Genomic DNA, 20,549 nt, shown 5'->3' with positions numbered 1-20,549 from the left:
ATGAAAATTGCTGTACTTTCAAGCCATACATCTTCTTTGTTTTGGTTTCGTATGGATATGATGAAAGGTTTTGTGAGAAGAGGACATACCGTTATTGCAATGGGTTCAGAGCCAGAAGCGGAATGGAAGAGTAAGTTCCAGGAGCACAAAATTGAATATAGACAGCTTTATGTTGAACGGAATGGAATCAATCCACTGAATGACTTAAGAACATTCAGGTCTCTACATAAGTTTATGAAAATGGAAAAACCCGATAAAGTATTTGCATACCAAGCTAAAACGGTTGTTTATGGCAGTTTAGCTGCCAAATTAAATGGTATTTCGGAGGTTTATCCGTTAATAGCTGGACTTGGTTCGATATTCAGGGGAAAAGGATTTAAAAATAGCATTGTAAAAACAATAATGAAAATGCAATACTGGGCTGCGTGTAAGTGCAGTAAGAAAATATTCTTTCAAAATCAAGATGATAAAAATGAATTCATTCAATCCAGTTTAATAAGGGATAAAAACACCGTTATTATTAATGGTTCCGGGGTCGATCTTGATAAATTTACACCAACCCCATTTCCGGAAACACCCGCCTTTCTTTTTATTGGGAGACTTATTAAAGATAAGGGGATCATGGAGTATTTAGAGGCTTGTAAAGAAGTGAAAGCTGTCAATCCTACTATTCGTTGTTTACTTGTTGGCCCATTTGATAGCAACCCCTCTGCATTAAAGCCAGAGGAGCTGAACCCATATATAGAGAGTGGAGTCATTGAATATTTTGGAGAACAAAATGATGTCAGGCCATACATCTCTCAATGTAGCACATATGTATTACCCTCTTATCATGAAGGTACTCCTAAGACTGTATTAGAAGCCATGGCAATGGGGAGATCTATCATTACGAGTGACGCTCCAGGTTGTAGGGAGACAGTTATTGAAGGTCTAAATGGATATTTGATAAAGGTCAAGGATGTTGAAGGGTTAACAAATAAGATGAACTATTTGATTTCTAACCAAGAAATAAATCAAGAAATGGGTAAAAAAAGTATTGAGTTGGCAAGAGAAAAATATGACGTAAAAATTATTAATCAATCAATAATGCAGACAATGGGATTATAAACAAAGGAGAATTCAATATGAATCTATATGAAAAGATCATTAATAGAGAAGAAAAAATTTCAATAGTGGGACTAGGGTACGTAGGTATGCCAATCGCTGTTGCATTTGCAAAAAAAGCGGATGTAATAGGCTTTGATGTAAGTAAACAAAAAGTTGAACTCTATAAAAATGGAATAGATCCTACAAAAGAAGTGGGGAATGAAATCATCCAAAAAACAACAGTGGATTTCTCTTCAGATGCATCAAGGCTTAGAGAAGCGAAGTTTCATATTGTTGCAGTGCCTACACCTGTAAAGGATGACCATACACCTGATTTAACTCCGATTGAATCTGCAAGCCGCACTTTGGGTCGGAATCTAACAAAAGGTTCGATCGTTGTTTTTGAATCTACTGTTTATCCAGGTGTAACCGAAGATATTTGTGTTCCAATTTTAGAAAAAGAATCCGGACTAACATGTGGTGTGGATTTTAAAGTGGGTTATTCACCAGAGAGAATTAATCCTGGCGATAAAGTTCATAGATTAGAGACTATTATAAAAGTTGTCGCTGGCCAAGATGAAGAAACGTTAGACAATGTAGCCAAAGTATATGAATTGGTTGTTGATGTTGGTGTGCATAAAGCAGCAAGTATTAAAGTGGCAGAAGCAGCAAAGGTTATAGAAAATTCACAACGTGATATTAATATCGCATTTATGAATGAACTTTCTATCATTTTTAATAGAATGGACATCGATACAAAAGCAGTACTTGAAGCAGCAGGAACAAAGTGGAACTTCCTTAATTTCTCTCCAGGCTTAGTTGGTGGTCACTGTATAGGAGTGGATCCTTACTACCTTACGTATAAAGCAGAGCAAATGGGATACCATTCTCAAATCATTCTTTCAGGAAGAAAAATAAATGACGATATGGGAAAATATGTTGCTGAAAGTACAGTAAAGAAAATGATTAAAGCTAATAAACAAATAAATGGCGCGAAAGTAGCTATATTTGGTGTTACGTTTAAAGAAAACTGTCCTGATGTTCGAAATACCAAAGTAGTAGACGTAATAAGAGAACTAGAGGAGTACGGAGTAGATGTAAAAGTTGTTGATCCTGCAGCAGATAAGGAAGATCTATGGAATGAATATAGAATTAACCTCTGTGAAGTAGAAGATATAAAAGAAATGGATGCAGTAATATTCGCTGTTCCACATGAGGAATTCAGAGAAATTAAATTAGAAGATGTAAAAAAGATGTTTGGACCAAGCGGATATCTAAATTCAGAAGCAATGAAAGAAGTAGCTGCTACATCAGAGTTTAAAGTAGATATTAATAGAAGAAAAGATTGTGTTCTAATGGACCTTAAAGGGATGTTTAATAGAAATGATGCAGAAGATAATGGGTTTGTATATTGGAGGTTATAAAGATGGGATATGAAAATATTAAATTTCCAGAGGGTAGTAAATTCTTAGTAACTGGGTCAGCTGGTTTTATTGGTTCTAATTTAGTAGAAGCCATTCTTAAATTAGGCTATAAAGTTAAAGGTCTCGATAATCTCTCAACTGGTAAAATAGAAAACGTGGAAGAATTTATAGGTAATCCCAATTATGAATTTATTGAGGGAGATATTCGTGATCTTGACATGTGTATGAAAGCATGTGATGGAGTAGATTATGTATTGAATCAAGCTGCATGGGGAAGTGTTCCAAGAAGTATTGAGATGCCTTTGTTTTATGAAGAGGTAAATATAAAAGGTACCTTAAATATGATGGAAGCAGCAAGACAAACTGGTGTAAAGAAATTTGTCTATGCTTCAAGTTCATCTGTGTATGGGGATGAGCCAAACCTTCCAAAAAAAGAGGGGAGAGAGGGTAACATATTATCGCCTTATGCACTAACCAAAAAAGTAGATGAGGAATATGGAAGACTTTATTCAAAAATGTACGGTCTTGATACTTATGGTATGCGTTATTTTAATGTGTTTGGTAGAAGACAAGATCCAAATGGTGCATATGCTGCAGTTATTCCTAAATTTATTAAACAACTATTAAATGATGAGCCGCCTACAATTAATGGGGATGGAAAGCAGAGTAGAGATTTCACTTATATCGAAAATGTAATTGAAGCCAACTTAAAAGCCTGTAATGCATCACATGAAGCAGCAGGACAAGCATATAATATAGCATACGGCGGAAGAGAGTATCTGATTGATATTTATAATCATCTGTCTAATGCATTAGGGAAAGATATTTCTCCAGTTTTTGGACCTGATCGTCAAGGAGATATTAAGCATAGTAATGCAGATATTAGTAAAGCTATAGATATGCTTGGATATAGTCCCAACTGGAGTTTTGAAAAAGGCATATTTGAAGCTATTCAGTGGTATAAGAATTTTTATGAGAAAAATTAAACAGCTCTAGAATTTATATTGAATCTAGACGCTGCTTAATAAATAGGTCACTATATATGTTTATAGAATCGCCTAGATTCTTCAATTTTATTGGAGTGCTTTTTGAATTTATTTGAAGAATATAATTCAAATAAACTACAATAATCTAAATCATATTATTCGGGAATGGTTGAATGTACAAAGTATTATTGCTAGTTTTAGGAAATGGCTTCTCACTATTAACTCAATTATCCATTGTTTTTCTCTTAGCGAAATTTTCAACTCCTGAAAATGTGGGATACTATGCTTTGTGTGTTTCTATAGTAAATCCATTATTTATATTCACAAATATGAAACTAAGATCTGTAATATCTACAGATATTACAGGTCAATTTAGCTTTGACCTCTATTATACTTATAGATTGATAGTCAGTTTTTTAAGTTTTTTGGTAGCTATATTTATAGTTTTTATGATTAATTCTAAACTTTTTGATTTCATACTTTTAATTGCAGCCATTAAATTTGTTGAATCCATTGCTGATTCTTTTTATGGAAGATATCAGTTAGAAGATAAAGACTTAAAAGTAGGATATTCATTAATATTTAAAAATTTGTTAAGTATAATTTTACTTGTATCCATATATATGATTTCAAATAATATAATTATAGGTCTATTATCTATATTAATTGTAAACATCCTTTTTTTAATTTTTTATGATATGAGAGAAATAAGTTTTAAAATCAATTTAGATAAAATTAAGTTATTGACAATATTCCGTGTGAGTATAGGCTTGGGAATTGCAGGGTTAATAGGATCGCTGGTTAATAATATTCCTAGATATGTACTGGAGTATACTAGTTCAGCATCTGATCTAGGAATTTATAGCGCATTAAGTTATTTCATTTTAACAGGATCAATATTTATTACTTCATTGTCGCAAATTATTACCCCTCGCTTGGCTAAATTATATGTGAGTGGGGAATTTATTGGTTTTAAAAAATTGTTATTAATGACAGTTGTAACTGGGTATTCAATCGGTTTAGTGTTAGTATTCATTGTGAAAAAGTATGGATACGAGATTTTAACACTTGTTTACAATGATACTTATGCAAATCATATAGATTCACTAATGTATTTAACAATAGGATTTGGTTTCTTATTTGGAACAGCTTTCTTTGGAACAGCTCTAAATGCAATGAGAGTATTCAATAAACAGCTAATAATACATCTGTTTTCTCTGATTACAATAATTTTTCTAAGCGCCGTTTTTATCTTCAGTAATGGCATACTAGGGGCAGCAAAAGCAGTTATGTATACTAATTGGTTGACTTCTATTGTGTATATACTGGTCTTCATTTACTTCTACAAAGCAAAAACAAAGGAGTTTTCCTATGCTAATTCAGAAAATTTCAAATGATGTATATTTCAAATTAAATCCGGTTAAGGCATCAAAAAAAATTGGAGTAAAAATAGGAAAGAATTGTCGCCTTCTTGGAGTTAATAGAAGGACATTTGGATCCGAGCCTTACTTAATTAAGATTGGTAATAATGTTACTATTACAGGTGGAGTACAGTTTATTAATCACGATGGAGGTGTATGGATATTCAGAGGAGAAGAACCGAATATAGACGTTTTTGGAGAAGTTGTCATAGGAGATAATTGTTTTATTGGAATGAATTCCATATTATTACCAGGTACAAGAATTGGGGATAATTCAATAGTTGCAGCAGGTTCAGTTGTAAAAGGCACCTTTAAATCAAACTCTGTTCTTGGAGGGGTGCCTGCAAAAATAATAAAAGATGTTGAAGAGTATAAAAAGAAAGTTTTTTCTCGAAAAATGATAATTAGAGACAAAGATTATCAGTCAAAAAGGGAAATTTTAGAAGAAGAATTTAAAAAGAAATTAATGTAAGAGGTTAAATTTATGATTATTTTCTACTGGTTTGTTGCATTAATTGGCATCACTTACTTTTTTTTAGTCAAGAAAAAATTAGACTTCTTCACCATTGGATTTCTATCGTCTCTAATATATTTTGTTCCTGGTTTAGTTGGGAAGGTTTTATATTATGATAGGAATGTAATGCTATTTATTTCTATAGAAAATAAAACCTATATTGTTTATATTATGGTACTTATAAACATTATATTGTTTTCAATAATAAATGATTTTTTTAACTTCAAATGTAAAAAAGTATATAGTTTAAAAGAGAATAACTATATACTTGTTTCTATATTTATAATTAATATTACTTCTTTTTTATATACATTAATTGATTTAGGATCAAATTTCTTCTTAGTCAAAAGTGACTTACTTAGTTCGCTTGGTTCATCGTACTTGATTTGGAGTATAAGTTCCATAATAAGTTTTGTATTAAGTTACCAAAATAAAAAAGAACACTATATAATATTTATATTTTCCACAATCTCAATTGGTACTCATTTTATATTAGGTGATAGAACTTCATTGATTATTGGATTATTATCAATAGTATTTATGATTTTATTATTAAAAAATCCATTAAAAGTTATTATCTCAAAAAAGTATATTTTAAACAGTGTATTTATTATAATATTTGGATTGATTTCAAAATCAATATACTCAAACTTGAAAGTTAATGGTATGGTCTATACTTTTAGGACGTTATTTGATAGCAATACTTATATTAATGGGATAGTCAAAAGTGAGCCTTTTATAACTCAACTTATATTAAATGAAGTTATTTCAAAAAACTTTCACATAGGAATAGCTCATTATTCAGATCTTATCTACCAACTTATGTTTACCCCCTCCAAGTTTAAAGAGTATGCAAACTTCAATGAATTATTCCAACCGGCATTATTCCCAAGTATAGATTATGGAATGGCATACAATTTTTGGGCAGAAGGATTAGCTTCTGGTGGATTATTTTTTGTCTTTTTCTTGTCAATAATTTATTGTATTGGCATTTTGACTTTCAATTTTCTATATCAAATGGTTGACAATTCACTTAAATCTATAACTATGATAATGGGTTTATATTGGTGTTTTTATATTCATAGAAATTCAATGGAATCTATTATTACAAGTGAAAGATTTGTAATATACATATATTTCATGGGATTATTAATATCTTTGTTTCTTAATTTAATAGTATTAAGGAAGTTCAAATCTATAAATCAATAATTTTGACGGTAGGATGGAGCAAATGAAAATAAAATTAACACATCTTATAATTGGGTTAAATAGTGGTGGAGCAGAACATATGCTTTATAAGTTATTAAAAGAATTAAATAAGGAGTTATTTGATATTAAAGTGATTTCTTTAACCACTAAAGGGTTTTACGGAGAGAAAATAGAAGAGCTAGGAATAGAATTAGAAGTGTTAAACTTGCAAGAGAATAAAAGAACACTTAAAAAAATATTCATGCTTTATAAACATTTAAGAAATACAGATGTTTTACAAAGCTGGATGTATCATTCGGACCTAATCGGATTTATTATAGGAAAATTAGCAAGAGTAAAAAAAATAGTTTGGGGGATTAGGAGAAGCGATCTTTCTTTAGAAAACACAAAAAAGCGTACAATTCAAATAGCAAAGGTTTGTTCATATATCTCAAAAAGAGTTGATAATATTATTAGCTGTTCAATTGTTGGTAAAGACAGCCATGTTAAATTTGGATATAATAAAGAAAACATGTTAGTTATTCCTAATGGATTTGATACTAATTATCTGAAATTCAAGGATAAAGCAGATGACAATTTACTCACTAAATACAATTTAACCGAAGCTAAAACAATTATATTAATGATTGCAAGATGGGACGCAATTAAAGATCATAAAACTTTTCTTCAAGCATTTAAGAGGGTAAATGATAGGCATCCAGAAACATTGGCGGTAATGTGCGGCGAAGGAATAGACTATAAAAATAAAGCATTAATTACATTAATAAAAAATTTAGAAATTGAAGATAAAGTTAGGCTCTTGGGAGTTATTAGAGATATACCTCAAATTTTAAATGTTTCAAAGCTTTTAGTGTCAACTTCTTTAAGTGAAGGCTTTCCAAACGTAGTGGGTGAAGCGATGTCATGCGGAACATATTGTCTAGTCACAGATGCAGGAGATAGCACTCACATTATAGGGGAATATGGCTCTGTAATACCAAAACGTCAGCCTCAAAAAATTGCAAATGAAATTAATAAAGTTTTAGAAATTGAAGAGCTGAAGTTTGAAAATATTTTATTAGATGCCCGAAATAGAGTTGAAGAAGAGTTTTCAATTGGCTCAATCACAAAAAAATACGAGCATATTTATACTTTAGGGATTACAGCTTCTAAAGAATGATTTGCAAACTTTAAATATTTCACTAAGACACTAAGATAAATGGGGATTTATATCAATAAAATTTATCCCTTTTAAAAAAACATTTATAAGGCTTTAATGAATCTGAATATAGATTGATATAAATGGTCACTATTTGGTTGTTCTCATATTAAAATGTTGTTTTTTCATGGGAAGAAGTCTATCGATTCCGGAGGAGCCGGTGGAAGGACATGTATTATTGTGAGGAAGTGGACTGTTGGATTGTTCTTTGGGAGGACTACAAGAGTTATATATAAGGTGCGCTGCGGTGAGCACTTTGATCTTCACCTTGGAGACGGGAGGAAACTAGCCTGCAGAATGGAACTAGGCAGGGAATGGTATGTCGTGGTCGGCCGAAATGACATGAAGTTTTATTTAAAATCTCACAATATATCAAGTGAATTTATAGTCAAAAGGGGAGCTTCATATTGGATCCTCCCTTTTGACTTGTGGACATGAAACTTGGAAGAGTTGAGACAAAAGTAACCGTCAATTTTCGGTCGTACAGGGCTGTCAGTAACAAGAAGGGTGGTCCTCTGCATGGCAGAGGTGGAACAAAAACTTGTCCTTAGTGGAACAAAAACATGGCAAGCCTGGTACAATTCAGTGGCTGTATTCACCCCGAGAAACCTAATGTGAAAAGACACAACCAGAATAGTACCCTAGCTGTGTCTTTTCTTGTTTATTAAAGTCATTCAATTTGGGATTTGTATTGAATTCTTGCGATTCCTGAGTCTTTGGTGTGGGTGTACCCTTCTCCAATAAGCACGTATTTATTATTAATTGAGTAAATCTGCGTGTATAAACCCGACATTTCATCGATGCCTGCATACTGTGGGGTTCCTAGCAGTGATTCCAAGTCTTTGAAAGTTTGTGGTGTGTTATTTACGTTATAAAGTATGGACACAAGCTGTTCTTCGTTCATTAAGTGGCTAAAGAATAAATTAGAATCTTTATACCCAAACGTAGGAGCGCCTTGATAATATTCTTCAACATCTGGAGTGCCTAATTCATTTTTAATTTCTTGAATATTGGTACCAAGAGGATATGGAATTCCTTTTAATCGTCCTTTAGTAAGTTCTTCCTTAAATGCCTTGTCAAAATATTGTTCGGTATCCATTAGCATAACGGTTCTATTTTGAGTTTTCAGTATCCAATCAGATTCGAATTCCCATAGTTGCTCAGTTTGCACATTGCCATTATCGTCAAGTATCTGCAGTGAAAATGCATTCTTATTAATTTGGACTTTATAGGGATTTTCGTTCGATATGGCAATGGTTGAAACAGATCGAATCTCTTGATTAGAGGGGTTATATTTAAAAATTTTTAAAGCGGAATACATATTGGTAGCACTTGCTACTGTTTGGCTTCCCACAAGGAATTTCTCTTTCTTCGTGTTTTCGATTACTCCGTGAAGCTGGAATTCATTCACCAGATCATCCTTATACTCCCCTGCTTTTTTCCAAGCTCGTGAAGAATCGTCCTGTTTAAAAATTGTTAAGCCGTGATTATTCTCAGTAAGCTGTTCTGAAAATGGACCATAATAAGCGGTGACTTCGGGTAAAGTGTCGTTATCAAGATCATGTACTATATATTGAACGGGACCTTCTATGCCGGCATTAGATAAGAACCCATCTGCTTTGCTTTCATCAATCCACTCCCTATCACTTTTCTTTTCTTTCTTTAAAAAGGTGGGATCATTCTTGCTCGCTTTCGCAATGTCTGTCGTAGAAGAAGTTTCCTCCGTCTTGGTTTCTGTGTTGTTGCTCTGGCAGCCTACAATGCCAGCCATTATAATAATGATGGAAATCGTGCTCATGAATCGTTTCATGGAATCCTCCAGATAGTGTTATTCTTTAATAAATCAATCCTACTTCGTATTAATATCCCAAAGCATGCCAGCGGTTCCGTAATTATGGGTATAAGCAGGATCTTCAATTGAATTTAGGTGGAATTTGAAAGGAAGGAATCTCAATACTTCCTTTCTATTAATGTCCCATTCTTTTTAATTGTGATAGCTTGTTATATGCGTTAATTATTCCGATCATCCACCCTAGGAGTAACGTAACAATAACCGAAAACGCAAGATTGATGGTGGTTATCATTAATGCGGTATATCCTTTACCGCCACCGCGTGCCCAATGTTCACGATCTGATCTTCTCATAGTGTTATATAAGTTCAGGATTTGACGCCAGCCATACACAATTCCAACTGGATAGCAAATAATCATGAATAAAATTAGGTAATCATTGACACCAAAACGTATAGTTGAACCGGAATATGTTGTGATGGCTTTAAATAGAAACACTGCAGCAAGAATAATCCCCACCGCAATGAGAACAAGGACCTTCTTTAATTCTTGTTTATACAACATGCTTCTGACCCCCTAATGCTTTCTGTTGGGAAGTGGATTACGCCACTTCAGATTGGTGTAATTTTTCAATTCGTTTAAATGATTCGGGATGACTGGACGCCCCCACAATCCTTTTCTGAAGCTCATTTCCATTTCATTGAAGCTGTTTAAAACTTGTATTAGTGGATCACCATAGCCTAGTTGGTAAGCAAAATGGTCGGCTTCATATTCATTTTTTCTGGAAGAATGCATAACGAGCATTGTGCCAAATTTCGTCCAAAGCCACATCATCGCGACTAGCATGAAGTCGATGAAAATAGTCATAATCAAAGTCCCGAAGCTGCGGTTTGCGATACTTGCCATAATGCCAACGGCTGACATTACCACACGATAGAGTACAAACATGGTGGAAACGATCATATTCCCTACTGATACAATTAGAATAAGGTCAGTATCCTTGTTGGAAAGATGTCCAAATTCATGTGCTAGAGTAGCTTTGATTTGTTCATCACTGTACTGCAATAAGCCGCTGGTAAGGCAGATGGTTTTACGGCCCGTGGCAAACGCATTGGGATTAGAATCGTTACTTATGAAGAGCTTGACGTGATCTGCAATGGATGGATCAAGCATTTTAGCTTTCCCATAAACTTCCTCAAATAATGGCATAAGACGGTCAATATATTCTTGTGAGAGCGGTTTGCATCCTTGTTGGACGCGGAGCATCCATTCACCAACTGGAGATAATGCGATGGTAAGAGAGACCAGATACAATGATAAACCAACAAAGATGTCTTGAAAAAGAGCCATGACAATCAGTGTATTAAGAATAAGATAAATAATAATTCCAGTGTTCTGCTTCTTAAATAGCCGTTTTGCGAAATCAACGAAATACATAGTTTTTTATCCTCCAATAATTATTTTTTATAAAAATCGTATTACCTCAGACCGGTTCCCTTAAATAAAAAAAGCTAAAGCAAACAGCCATAGCTCAATTTTTCTACGGCAACCTGACAATCATAGCGCTGAATAGCACCTTAGACTCATGGCTTTGCGTCCTCCCCTTTCAGAAAGTTTGCCTTTATCACTATTATAGGAAATTAGTAATATATTTAAATTGAGTATAAAGTAATAAGAAAAATATGTAAATGGTATAGAAAGAAAAGTCATTCAATCCAATTTGGCAAAACTATGGGCATGTCCAAACTTTAAAGGATTATATAGGTGAAAAGGCCCTAGAACCCGTCTACTCTATCATTGCCTTCTCGAAGAAAGCCACATTAAAATATGAATTTACATCAGCGAAGGTTATTAAATTTGGGCAATTAACAAAAGTTATCAAAGAGTGGTGTTTTGGAAGCAGAAGAACCGTCCCCTTGCTTCTTATCTTAAATGGAGTAAGGTATAATATACCATAAGACAAGTGAAATCGGCTTAATGTGAAGAAATTGAGGTGAGTTGGATGTTTGGCTTTTGGGTGATTGTGACGATATGTTTAGCTATTTGGGGTGGATATATTGCTTATAAATCTGAACGGTGAGGATGGTCAGTTCGTCCTCTCACGGCTATGAAAAATCCTCACTTATGAAAGTGAGGATTTTTTGTTTGAATTATCACCCTTGTTCAACCAGGTGTGAGGCAAATTCTCCGATGCTCCGCAGCATGTCTTCCCATTCTTTCTCATCGGCTAAATGGAAATGGACCGTCGCCGAATCATCGCTGTATTCGCTCAGCCAAATGCCTTGGGTGGATGGAAGGAATAATAGGATATTCTCCAGATACATTTCATCCTCCAGTGACACGATTCCAAAGTTGGATATATTGAATAATGTCCATTCAAAGCGTTTTAAATCCTCAGTAAACAGGTCGAAGCTGACCTCTTCTTCAGGTGTGAATTTCGAGCTTTTTCGGACCTTTTTTAGTTTTTCCGGATTGCTTAAGCGGTCGAAGTTCTTCTCGCTCAGAATGAAGGATCGCTGCTCGTTCGTATGAAGCTTCTGGATGCCATAGTATTCTTTCATATAATGCTCCATCTCATTTGACGAAATAATGGAGAATTCATGGATGATATCCTTTTCAATGAGGTGAAGCAGCCACTCATCGTTCTCGTAGTGATGGATCATCAACACAGACTGAGCCGGTGTATTGGAACAGCGGATCATCCTCTTGGATTGTACATAGTTCCCGATGAAGTGGAGCATTTCCTCCGTTAAAGGATTCTCTCCTCTTGCGTCCCGCTCTTCATCCAGGATGCTCTTCATGATCAGCTGTTTACTCGTCGCCTCCATGATGGCGATCCATTCCTGTTCGGTCTTCTTCCCGATCGCTGCCTCTGCAATCCCCTTTGCTACACTGTCGTAGCCTGATAAGCTGACCATTAAGGCAAGTTCTTCGGATGTGCAGGTTAGTATATGGTTCATGGGCTCACTCCTATAGTTATGTATTTTGTTGAGGTGTAACATACTTCTCCAATACCATTGACCCTGTCTATGGTTGAATGGGAATATATCCTCTTCTAACCAAAAAAGATGTAATCTACGATCATAGAGAGAACGGTATAAAGGGTGACCGAAAGAATTCCCTGAACGAGGAGGGCAACTAGAAATAGAATTTTTCGTAAGAACCAATTGTATTTTTCGATTTTCGTATAGATATAGGGTCCGGAACCCAGCATCCCCTTCTGGAAAGCGTTTGTTATTTTTTGAAATAACGTAGTGGGGGGATCAAAGATCGCCACTTCGTAGTAACCTAACATCGTTTTTTCTAGAATGAATATTGTACACCCGTAGGCAAATTGAGTAGATAGTACAATACCAATCGCTAATAATAAGAAATCAACGGCACTATACAGTGTCAAAAACATATTTTCCTTCCTCTCAAATAGGCTTTAGTTGAACCAACTCGCAACAGAATTCTTTACATTTACGATGGCTTCCGTTGCTTCTTCGCCGACTTTTTTACCTATTTTACCTGTAAAATCTTTTACTTTGTCTCCATACTTAGAACTTGCAAGACCACCAACTAATCCACCAACAGACGCTCCAATGACAATACCTAACGGGCCACCCATACTCCCGATCGTAGCCCCGATTCTAGCCCCGGCACCTATGGCCATCATATCTGTACCTACTCCACCTGCAAATCTACCGAATTTCTCCATCCTTCCCATGTGTGCATTCTCTTGAGCAGTAAATTCTCCAAAGTTTGCAATGTATGAAATGGCATTTCCCACTAAAGGGATCCTTTTCCCGATGGTGGTAAGTCCTTTGACTCTTGCTGCGTTTCCAACGATTTCTTTCGTACCTGTTTTCATGCGCCCGACAATACTATTTCTTAATTGCGCTCCCGTTGTCTTGTTGAAATTCTTCGGGAAGCCGGCTGCATGTTTATATAAGTGAGCTGGACTTTCATAACTTTTAACGAACTTATGCATGTACTTTAGGAGAGGGTTACTAGGTGTTTCTGCTCTAGAGAATGTAAGAATACTCTTTGCCATTTTCGAACTGTGTTTTCCTTTACTCGTCCAGGAAGGATCTGTCCTGACGCTGAATTCGTAATTCCCTTTCAGCTTTTGCCACAACGTGGGGGTGTTGCCCAAATAGTGGACTGATAGTTTGGACGAGAACACTCCAGTAGAAAGAACAGCAAGTGTTTGATAGCCTGCCAGAAGATTATCACCCCAGCTCATCTTGCTGTTTAACATATCGAATGGTGATAGGAATATGTCACCTAATCTTGTATACCTGTTACTTTGTTGAAGAGCAACGATGTCTTGATAGTGGTCTGTTTTCCGGAGTTCGGAGCTTTGGTAGCTGCCAATATTCAACTTCTCACTCTCGAACATTCCGCTCACTTCAAGTAGAAAATCTCTTACAATTTGAATATCGTGTTCAACCGAATCAAGTATCTTCGTTTGAGCAGAATCGAATGCAGCCAGATCTTCAATAGTGTGCGCAATCTTCTTATGAGCTTGTTGTTGATGACTGATAAAACGATTGTCTTCAAGGGGAGGTGCATAGACAATATCACTCACCTTGCTGATAGCGGAGTTTGCTTCATCCACGAAATCCATTGTCAGGGTCTCCGCTTTCCGAAGACCGTTTGTCAGATCACCCGTAAGGAATGCCTCATGAATATAACCGGTTTGATCGGGTTCTAAGTCGTCAGCGGCACTTTTAATATTTTTAAGAATTTGCTCGTATTTTTTTATTGTGGACAAGTAAGTGGAAAGAATCAATTGATGCACATCCTGGTAGAAGGAACGGATGGCCTTCCCCCCATGACCTTCAAATGAATCCTTCAGATGGGTGAAAGCCTTGATCTCATTTTCAAGCTTTTCAATCTGCTCTAATTCAGTAGAAAGCATGTTTGTCAGTTCATCGATTCCATTATGCAGTGACTGTGAATCCAATATCTTCACGACGTATCGCTCCTTAACGCAATTTGATGGAGGAGGATAATTCGCGATCTGCTTCCTCCATGCTGATTAATGATTGCTTGACTGATTGATTATTCTTTGCCAGAAGTTCTTTATACATCTTCCTGATTTCCGACAATTGGTGGTTCAGTTCATTGATTCGTTTCGTGACGTCCAACCGATTGCCGTTGGCAATAGTGGTTGGGATGTCTGTTGTAAGGGACTCAGACGCATTGTCGATATCTGTAACAGCTTGTTCCACAGCACTGTAGCGTATTTTCAGTTCTTCACCCAACGTGATTGTCTCCTTTCCTCTTTTCCTCGTTTATTCTGGAAACCTCTTGAGAGATATTGTACTGCAATGTCTGTATTTCAGAGTGAAGCGTGTTGACTTTATTTTCAAAGATCGTAATAGCCTCAGTTAATTGAAAGTGGTAAAGGTCCCTGTAGCTCAATGAAATATCATCACGAACTTCTTGAAAGGCATTGGCTAACTGGCCCTTCCACGTATGTGGGGTGAGCTCAGGATCCTCTATGGAATGTCGGTTGTGAACGAACTCATTCTGTATATTCTCTAATGCTCGTATATTCGATTCTAAGCGGTTGACCTGCTCTTTTTTTTCAGCGAGTTGAGATTGCAAGTATGATAGGTAAGACAGCGGATTCATCTCCTTACAAAAAAATGTCGTAATTCCTCCAGTATAAATGGTATCAAATGGAAAGGAAGATAGTAATAGGAAAATAAACACATATTTACGGACATGAACTAAGGCTTTTGTCCTCCCAAAGGATATGTACAATGAAGATTTACCCATAAAATGCATAATATATTCCATTTTATTGAAGAAAAGGAAGCGCGGGGACGTTTCTTGTGCTTCTTTTTTTTGTTTGGAAGCAGCAGAACCGTCCCCGTGCTTACAAATGAAATGATAGTATAAGTAGGAGAAATCTTTCTAGTTTAATGAAAGGGTGATTAGACATGATCATTGGAGCAATTGAAGCGGGAGGAACCAAGTTCGTATGTGGAATCGGGAATGAGAGGGGGGAAATCCTGGAGCGAGTTACGATTCCGACGACCACTCCAGGTGAGACGTTAAAACAGGTAGTGGAGTTCTTCGAGGATAAGAATATCGAAAAACTGGGAGTAGGTTCTTTCGGGCCCATCGACCTTAAACCAGAAAGCGAGGGGTATGGTTCGATTACAAGTACCCCAAAACCGCATTGGAGTCATTTCAACCTGATCGGTGAGTTGAAGAAGCATTTCCACGTTCCGGTTGCATTCGATACGGATGTAAATGCTGCTGCCCTTGGTGAAAGTGTTTGGGGGGCGGCCAAGGGCTTAGACAGCTGTCTCTATATAACGGTTGGTACAGGCATTGGTGTAGGAGCTTTAACAGAAGGGAAACTTGTGCACGGATTGACTCACCCCGAAATGGGTCACATCATGGTCCGCCGTCATACTGATGACACATACGCAGGTCGTTGTCCGTATCATGGTGATTGTTTAGAAGGATTGGCATCCGGCCCTGCGATTGAAGCCAGATGGGGAAAGAAAGCCGTTGAGTTGGTGGACAACCCTCAAGTATGGGAAATGGAAGCCTATTATCTCGCTCAGGCGATTGCCAATTACATTCTGATTTTATCACCGAAGAAAGTCATTCTTGGTGGCGGAGTGATGAATCAGATGCACTTGTTTCCTCTGATAAAAGAACAGGTGATTACCATTCTGGGTGGGTATGTTCAACATAAACAAATCCTTGAAGAGATCGACACATATATCGTGCCGCCTGGATTGGGAAATAATGCCGGGCTAGTGGGAGCACTAGGATTGGTCCGCTAATACGTAGTAGGCAGAGGACCGCATTCTAATTCGTCCTTGAAACTTTATCCCTTATGTAAGACAATCAGTGGACAAGAATATTCAACTGAATTCAGGAGGCTGTCATGAATCAACCACTATTTCTACAACCCGTATTCCAGGAAAGAATCTGGGGAGGTACGGCATTAAAAGACCAATTCAACTACGAAATTCCATCGAATCATACAGGTGAATGCTGGGCTATATCCGGTCACCCGAACGGACAAAGTACAGTAGTAAACGGTGAGTTTGCCGGTAAGACGATTGATGAGCTTTGGAATGACCATCGTGAGTTATTCGGAAACCATGTTTCGCCGGTGTTTCCATTACTGACAAAAATATTGGACGCCAACGCCGATCTTTCTGTGCAGGTACACCCGAATGATGCGTACGCAAAAGAACATGAAAACGGTGAACTGGGTAAGACTGAATGTTGGTACATCATTGACTGTGATGAAGATGCCGAGATGATCTTCGGACATACCGCTCAAACGAAGGAAGAGTTCGTGTCGATGATTAAGAAAGGCGAGTGGAATGATCTATTGCGTCGCATCCCGGTGAAGCCTGGTGACTTCTTTTATGTCCCAAGCGGTACGATTCATGCCCTTTGTAAAGGGACACTGGTGTTAGAAACACAGCAAAGTTCGGATACGACGTACCGTGTGTATGATTATGACCGTACGGATGCGGAAGGGAATACCCGTGAGCTGCATATCGATAAGTCGATTGAAGTGACGACGATTCCACATAAGGCTGAAGCAGTTGAACCGGCTGTAGAAACCCGTGAAGGAAACGAGTCTACGAAGTTTGTGGAAGCGGAATACTTCACCGTGTACAAATGGAAAGTCGACGGTCATTCTTCATTCGTGCAGGATCAACCCTTCCAACTGGCAAGTGTATTGGAAGGGACCGGAGTATTGAAGGTGCAAGGGGAAGAGTATTCTCTCACAAAAGGGGATCACTTCATCCTGACTGCCGATGTTGAGACATTTGAGATTGAGGGACAGGTTGAGTTGATTGTTTCGCATGTATAAAAAAAGCACGAAGCTCCTATTACGTAGGGAGCTTCGTGCTTTTCGTTTAAACAAACGTTTGATTAGTTATAAGAAACCCCCAGAACATAGGCAGAATCCCACTAACCACTTGTTTAGTGATCATTTCATCACTTTCTTCAAATAAAACTCAAAAATCAAATCAATTAAAATGACCATCGTAGACCGAGGCGTCAAATCATACCCGGCAAACTGTACTTTTTGTACATCGGCACTGATTGCATTCCGGGTGATTTTCGCTAACGTGCTATCTGCTGAATTGGTGATTGCCAGTGAGTCTGCATTCTTATAACGGATCTTCTCAGCTGCCCCGACAATGGTTTTCGTCTCGCCGCTGGATGAAATGAAGACGATGAGGTCGTCCTGCTGCACCATATTCGGAAGCAGGTCGATGATATGTGATTCATATACGTAGGACGTTGGTTTATTGACCTGCATAAACAGTTTACTGAAATATTCTCCAGCCATCTTCGTCAGTCCCACGGCGACAATCATGACGCGATTCGCCTTCAATAGCTGTTCGCTGATTTTCTCCAATTCTTCCACGCGCAACGATTCCAATGTCCGATTCGTATCCTGGCGGTAACGGTCCAGCATATTCTCCGACGGACCTACGTTTTCATCGATGCTCTTTAGGTTAAACTTAAACTCAGAGAAGCCGCCGAGCCCAAGCTTGTGACACATGCGGATGATCGTGGTCGTGCTCACGCTATTGCTTTCGGCCATCGCGGTCAAAGACTGATTCTTTGCCGTCTCCAAATTCTCCTCTACATAATAGAGGACGTGCTTTTCAGCATATGTTAGTTCTCCGATAGAAGAAGAAAACCGATCCAATACTTTCCCCATACCATACTCCTTTGTAAACCGTTTCATTATTTATCATTCATTATATCATTGATTCCTATGCTCTTTGGCATACTCCTTTTAAAGAAAAGGTTTTCATTCTGTACAATTGTACGCTCTATGTACAAAAGTCCCGATTCTTTCTGTGATATAACTACATTGTAAGGGATTTCATAAACCTAAATTATTACTTGAGAGGTGAACCTCATTGGAATTAAGACACATGACAGATGAACAACTGGTCATATTTAATATTGAAGCAAACACGAAACAAGAAGTTCTTGAAACGATGGTTGATGCGTTATATCAACAGGACGTTCTAACATCGAAAGAAGAGTTTTTACAGGCAGTTCTTGAGAGGGAAGAGATTTCTCCTACTGGGCTTGAGGCAGGACTTGCGATTCCTCATGGAAAGAGTAAAGCAGTAAAGAAAGCGAAGTTTGCTGTCGCGAGACTACGAAACAGCCTTGATACATGGGAAAGCATCGATCCGATGAACAAAGTACAGCTCGTGTTCTTGCTGGCCATTCCGGATGCGGAGGCAGGATCTACTCATTTAAGCGTCTTGTCTGAACTGAGTACAAGATTGATGGACAAGGGGTATATCGATAACTTGATGAACGCTTCTTCTCCTTCCGAGTTCTTAGCATTATTGGATCAAAAAGAAACCGTTATCGACACTCCACAAGAGTATACAAAAACCGTACTGGCGATCACGGCCTGTGCTTCGGGTATCGCTCACACGTATATGTCTGCTGAAGCTTTGGAGAAGGCAGGGCGTGAGCTGGGTGTCCGTGTTCTCACTGAGAAACAAGGTGCGAATGGAATTGAAGACGAGCACCGCGGGGCGATTTTGAAGGAAGCGGACGCCGTTGTCTTTGCAACCGACATTGCGCCAAAGAATAAAGAGCGTTTTGCAGGTAAGCCTTACGTGCAGACACGTGTGGCCGAACCGTTAAAGCATGCCAAAGATATCATCAACCGAGCATTGACGAATCCTGATGGTACGGTTGCAGGAGACAGCAGTGAAGACGAGGTTTCCACGAATGGAAGTAAGCAGGGTCTCATGTCCGAGATCACTCAAGCGGTCATGACGGGTATTTCGTATATGATCCCTGTCCTTGTGGCAGCGGGTCTCATGATGGGAATCGCGAAGCTTGCGGCTATGCCACTCGGGCTCGTAGATACCATCAATGATATTAAATATGCTACGGATTCAAATGAACTATTAGTCATTCTCCATCATCTCGATAAGTTCGGTGGAATGATCTTTAAATTCATGTACCCGATCTTCGGTGCATTCGTCGCTTACGCCATTGCCGATCGTGTCGGACTCGTGTCCGGTTTTATCGGAGGGGTATTCGCCGCCGGTCTTCACTATACGTTCTGGGGAATCGAAGGCGGGATACCATCAGGTTTCCTCGGAGCATTGATCCTTGGACTGACGGCTGGTTATGTTTCTAAATTCTTAAATGAAAAAATCAAGCTGAATAAAAATCTGATCGCAATGAAGCCGATGCTCATCATTCCAGCGATTTCCGTATTAACGATTTTCTTCTTGAATTTTTACATCGTAGATCCTGTATTTGGTGGGTTGAATGCCCTTCTAAGTGAGTGGATCACAGCGGCTCAAGGTGCAGGGAATGTCGTACTCGCCAGTATCATCGCTGCAGCTACAGCTTTTGACTTAGGTGGACCGATCAATAAAGCAGCCGGTGCCATTGCCATCGGACTTGCAGCGGATCAAATCTATCCATTGACTGCCCGAGTGTTGGCGATTGTCATCCCGCCGATCGGGTTGGGACTTGCAACGGTTATCGATAAGTATGTTGTTGGTCGACGCGTGTTCGATGCGAACCTGCGTGTGGCAGGGAATACGTCACTTTTACTAGGATTTATCGCCATCAGTGAGGGAGCGATTCCATTCATGCTTCGGAACCCATTGATTACGATTCCAATCAACATCATCGGAGCGATATTAGGATCTGTAACGGCAGTCGTACTTGGAGCCGTTCAGTGGTATCCGCTTCCGGCTGTTTGGGGATGGCCGCTTGTTGAAAATATTTGGGCATATCTCATTGGACTTGCAGTCGGGGTATTGTTCATCGCTTTCGCAAACATTTTCATCCGCTTTGCCATCTTGAAAAAGAACGAAAAATAATCACAAAAAAGGGGGCCGGATCGTCAGTGATCCGGAACCCTTTACCTATT

20 protein-coding genes and 1 riboswitch are annotated in these 20,549 nt (G+C 37.9%); of the genes, 11 read left to right on the top strand and 9 right to left on the bottom strand.

What is annotated here, in order from left to right:
• The 8 genes from AC0VXY_RS20810 (at position 1) to AC0VXY_RS20775 (ending at position 8,276) form a co-directional block, all read left to right on the top strand.
• Complete coding sequence (locus AC0VXY_RS20810) at positions 1 to 1,107, top strand: glycosyltransferase family 4 protein (RefSeq protein WP_475526419.1); 1,107 nt, start codon at positions 1 to 3, stop codon at positions 1,105 to 1,107.
• Positions 1,108 to 1,124: 17 nt separating this feature from the next.
• On the top strand, positions 1,125 to 2,510 hold the full coding sequence (locus tag AC0VXY_RS20805) for a nucleotide sugar dehydrogenase (protein ID WP_475526418.1): 1,386 nt from the start codon (positions 1,125 to 1,127) through the stop codon (positions 2,508 to 2,510).
• 2 nt (positions 2,511 to 2,512) lie between these two features.
• Entirely contained in the window at positions 2,513 to 3,496 is a 984-nt protein-coding gene (locus AC0VXY_RS20800) for an SDR family oxidoreductase (protein ID WP_475526417.1), read from the top strand.
• A 173-nt stretch (positions 3,497 to 3,669) separates the two neighbouring features.
• On the top strand, positions 3,670 to 4,893 hold the full coding sequence (locus AC0VXY_RS20795) for a lipopolysaccharide biosynthesis protein (protein WP_475526416.1): 1,224 nt from the start codon (positions 3,670 to 3,672) through the stop codon (positions 4,891 to 4,893).
• Positions 4,868 to 5,389: an acyltransferase gene (locus AC0VXY_RS20790; protein ID WP_475526415.1), complete on the top strand. Its 522-nt coding sequence runs from the start codon at positions 4,868 to 4,870 to the stop codon at positions 5,387 to 5,389. The genes AC0VXY_RS20795 and AC0VXY_RS20790 overlap by 26 nt, the downstream gene beginning before the upstream one ends.
• Positions 5,390 to 5,401: 12 nt before the next feature.
• Entirely contained in the window at positions 5,402 to 6,640 is a 1,239-nt protein-coding gene (locus AC0VXY_RS20785) for a hypothetical protein (RefSeq protein ID WP_475526414.1), read from the top strand.
• A gap of 22 nt (positions 6,641 to 6,662) precedes the next feature.
• Entirely contained in the window at positions 6,663 to 7,799 is a 1,137-nt protein-coding gene (locus AC0VXY_RS20780; protein WP_475526413.1) for a glycosyltransferase, read from the top strand.
• A gap of 153 nt (positions 7,800 to 7,952) precedes the next feature.
• Positions 7,953 to 8,276 (top strand): DUF5348 domain-containing protein, encoded by a 324-nt coding sequence (locus tag AC0VXY_RS20775; protein ID WP_475526412.1) that lies wholly within the window; start codon positions 7,953 to 7,955, stop codon positions 8,274 to 8,276.
• A gap of 232 nt (positions 8,277 to 8,508) precedes the next feature.
• On the opposite strand, the gene AC0VXY_RS20770 is transcribed toward AC0VXY_RS20775, so the two are convergent.
• The 8 genes from AC0VXY_RS20770 to AC0VXY_RS20735 form a co-directional block, all read right to left on the bottom strand.
• Complete coding sequence (locus tag AC0VXY_RS20770; protein WP_475526411.1) at positions 8,509 to 9,648, bottom strand: DUF4309 domain-containing protein; 1,140 nt, start codon at positions 9,646 to 9,648, stop codon at positions 8,509 to 8,511.
• 157 nt (positions 9,649 to 9,805) lie between these two features.
• Positions 9,806 to 10,192, bottom strand: a complete 387-nt coding sequence (locus tag AC0VXY_RS20765) for a hypothetical protein (RefSeq protein WP_475526410.1) — start codon at positions 10,190 to 10,192, stop codon at positions 9,806 to 9,808.
• 12 nt (positions 10,193 to 10,204) lie between these two features.
• Positions 10,205 to 11,065, bottom strand: coding sequence for a M48 family metalloprotease (locus tag AC0VXY_RS20760; protein WP_475526409.1), 861 nt, complete (start codon positions 11,063 to 11,065; stop codon positions 10,205 to 10,207).
• 104 nt (positions 11,066 to 11,169) lie between these two features.
• A riboswitch (cyclic di-GMP riboswitch) is annotated at positions 11,170 to 11,258 on the bottom strand.
• A gap of 523 nt (positions 11,259 to 11,781) precedes the next feature.
• A complete protein-coding gene (locus AC0VXY_RS20755; protein WP_475526408.1) occupies positions 11,782 to 12,588 on the bottom strand; it encodes a hypothetical protein in 807 nt (268 codons plus the stop codon).
• Positions 12,589 to 12,683: 95 nt separating this feature from the next.
• Positions 12,684 to 13,031 carry a hypothetical protein gene (locus AC0VXY_RS20750; RefSeq protein ID WP_475526407.1) on the bottom strand — a complete coding sequence of 116 codons (348 nt, stop codon included), beginning with the start codon at positions 13,029 to 13,031 and terminating at the stop codon, positions 12,684 to 12,686.
• 24 nt (positions 13,032 to 13,055) lie between these two features.
• Positions 13,056 to 14,588, bottom strand: a complete 1,533-nt coding sequence (locus AC0VXY_RS20745; RefSeq protein ID WP_475526406.1) for a T7SS effector LXG polymorphic toxin — start codon at positions 14,586 to 14,588, stop codon at positions 13,056 to 13,058.
• Positions 14,589 to 14,601: 13 nt separating this feature from the next.
• Positions 14,602 to 14,880: a YwqI/YxiC family protein gene (locus AC0VXY_RS20740; protein WP_475526405.1), complete on the bottom strand. Its 279-nt coding sequence runs from the start codon at positions 14,878 to 14,880 to the stop codon at positions 14,602 to 14,604.
• Complete coding sequence (locus tag AC0VXY_RS20735; RefSeq protein WP_475526404.1) at positions 14,873 to 15,226, bottom strand: YwqH-like family protein; 354 nt, start codon at positions 15,224 to 15,226, stop codon at positions 14,873 to 14,875. The genes AC0VXY_RS20740 and AC0VXY_RS20735 overlap by 8 nt, the downstream gene beginning before the upstream one ends.
• A 338-nt stretch (positions 15,227 to 15,564) precedes the next feature.
• Between AC0VXY_RS20735 and AC0VXY_RS20730 the strand changes: the two genes are divergently transcribed.
• A complete protein-coding gene (locus AC0VXY_RS20730; RefSeq protein WP_475526403.1) occupies positions 15,565 to 16,425 on the top strand; it encodes an ROK family protein in 861 nt (286 codons plus the stop codon).
• Between the two features lie 104 nt (positions 16,426 to 16,529).
• On the top strand, positions 16,530 to 17,477 hold the full coding sequence (gene manA / locus AC0VXY_RS20725) for a mannose-6-phosphate isomerase, class I (RefSeq protein WP_475526402.1): 948 nt from the start codon (positions 16,530 to 16,532) through the stop codon (positions 17,475 to 17,477).
• A 120-nt stretch (positions 17,478 to 17,597) separates the two neighbouring features.
• Here the strand turns inward: manA and AC0VXY_RS20720 are convergent, their stop codons facing one another.
• A complete protein-coding gene (locus tag AC0VXY_RS20720) occupies positions 17,598 to 18,341 on the bottom strand; it encodes a MurR/RpiR family transcriptional regulator (protein WP_435989091.1) in 744 nt (247 codons plus the stop codon).
• Between the two features lie 205 nt (positions 18,342 to 18,546).
• Here AC0VXY_RS20720 and AC0VXY_RS20715 point away from each other — a divergent pair, with 205 nt between their 5' ends.
• On the top strand, positions 18,547 to 20,499 hold the full coding sequence (locus AC0VXY_RS20715; protein ID WP_475526401.1) for a fructose-specific PTS transporter subunit EIIC: 1,953 nt from the start codon (positions 18,547 to 18,549) through the stop codon (positions 20,497 to 20,499).
• Positions 20,500 to 20,549 lie beyond the last annotated feature (50 nt).

Source organism: Rossellomorea sp. QJM3NY_18 (assembly GCF_056173145.1).
This window is presented reverse-complemented; position numbering and strand designations above follow the sequence as displayed.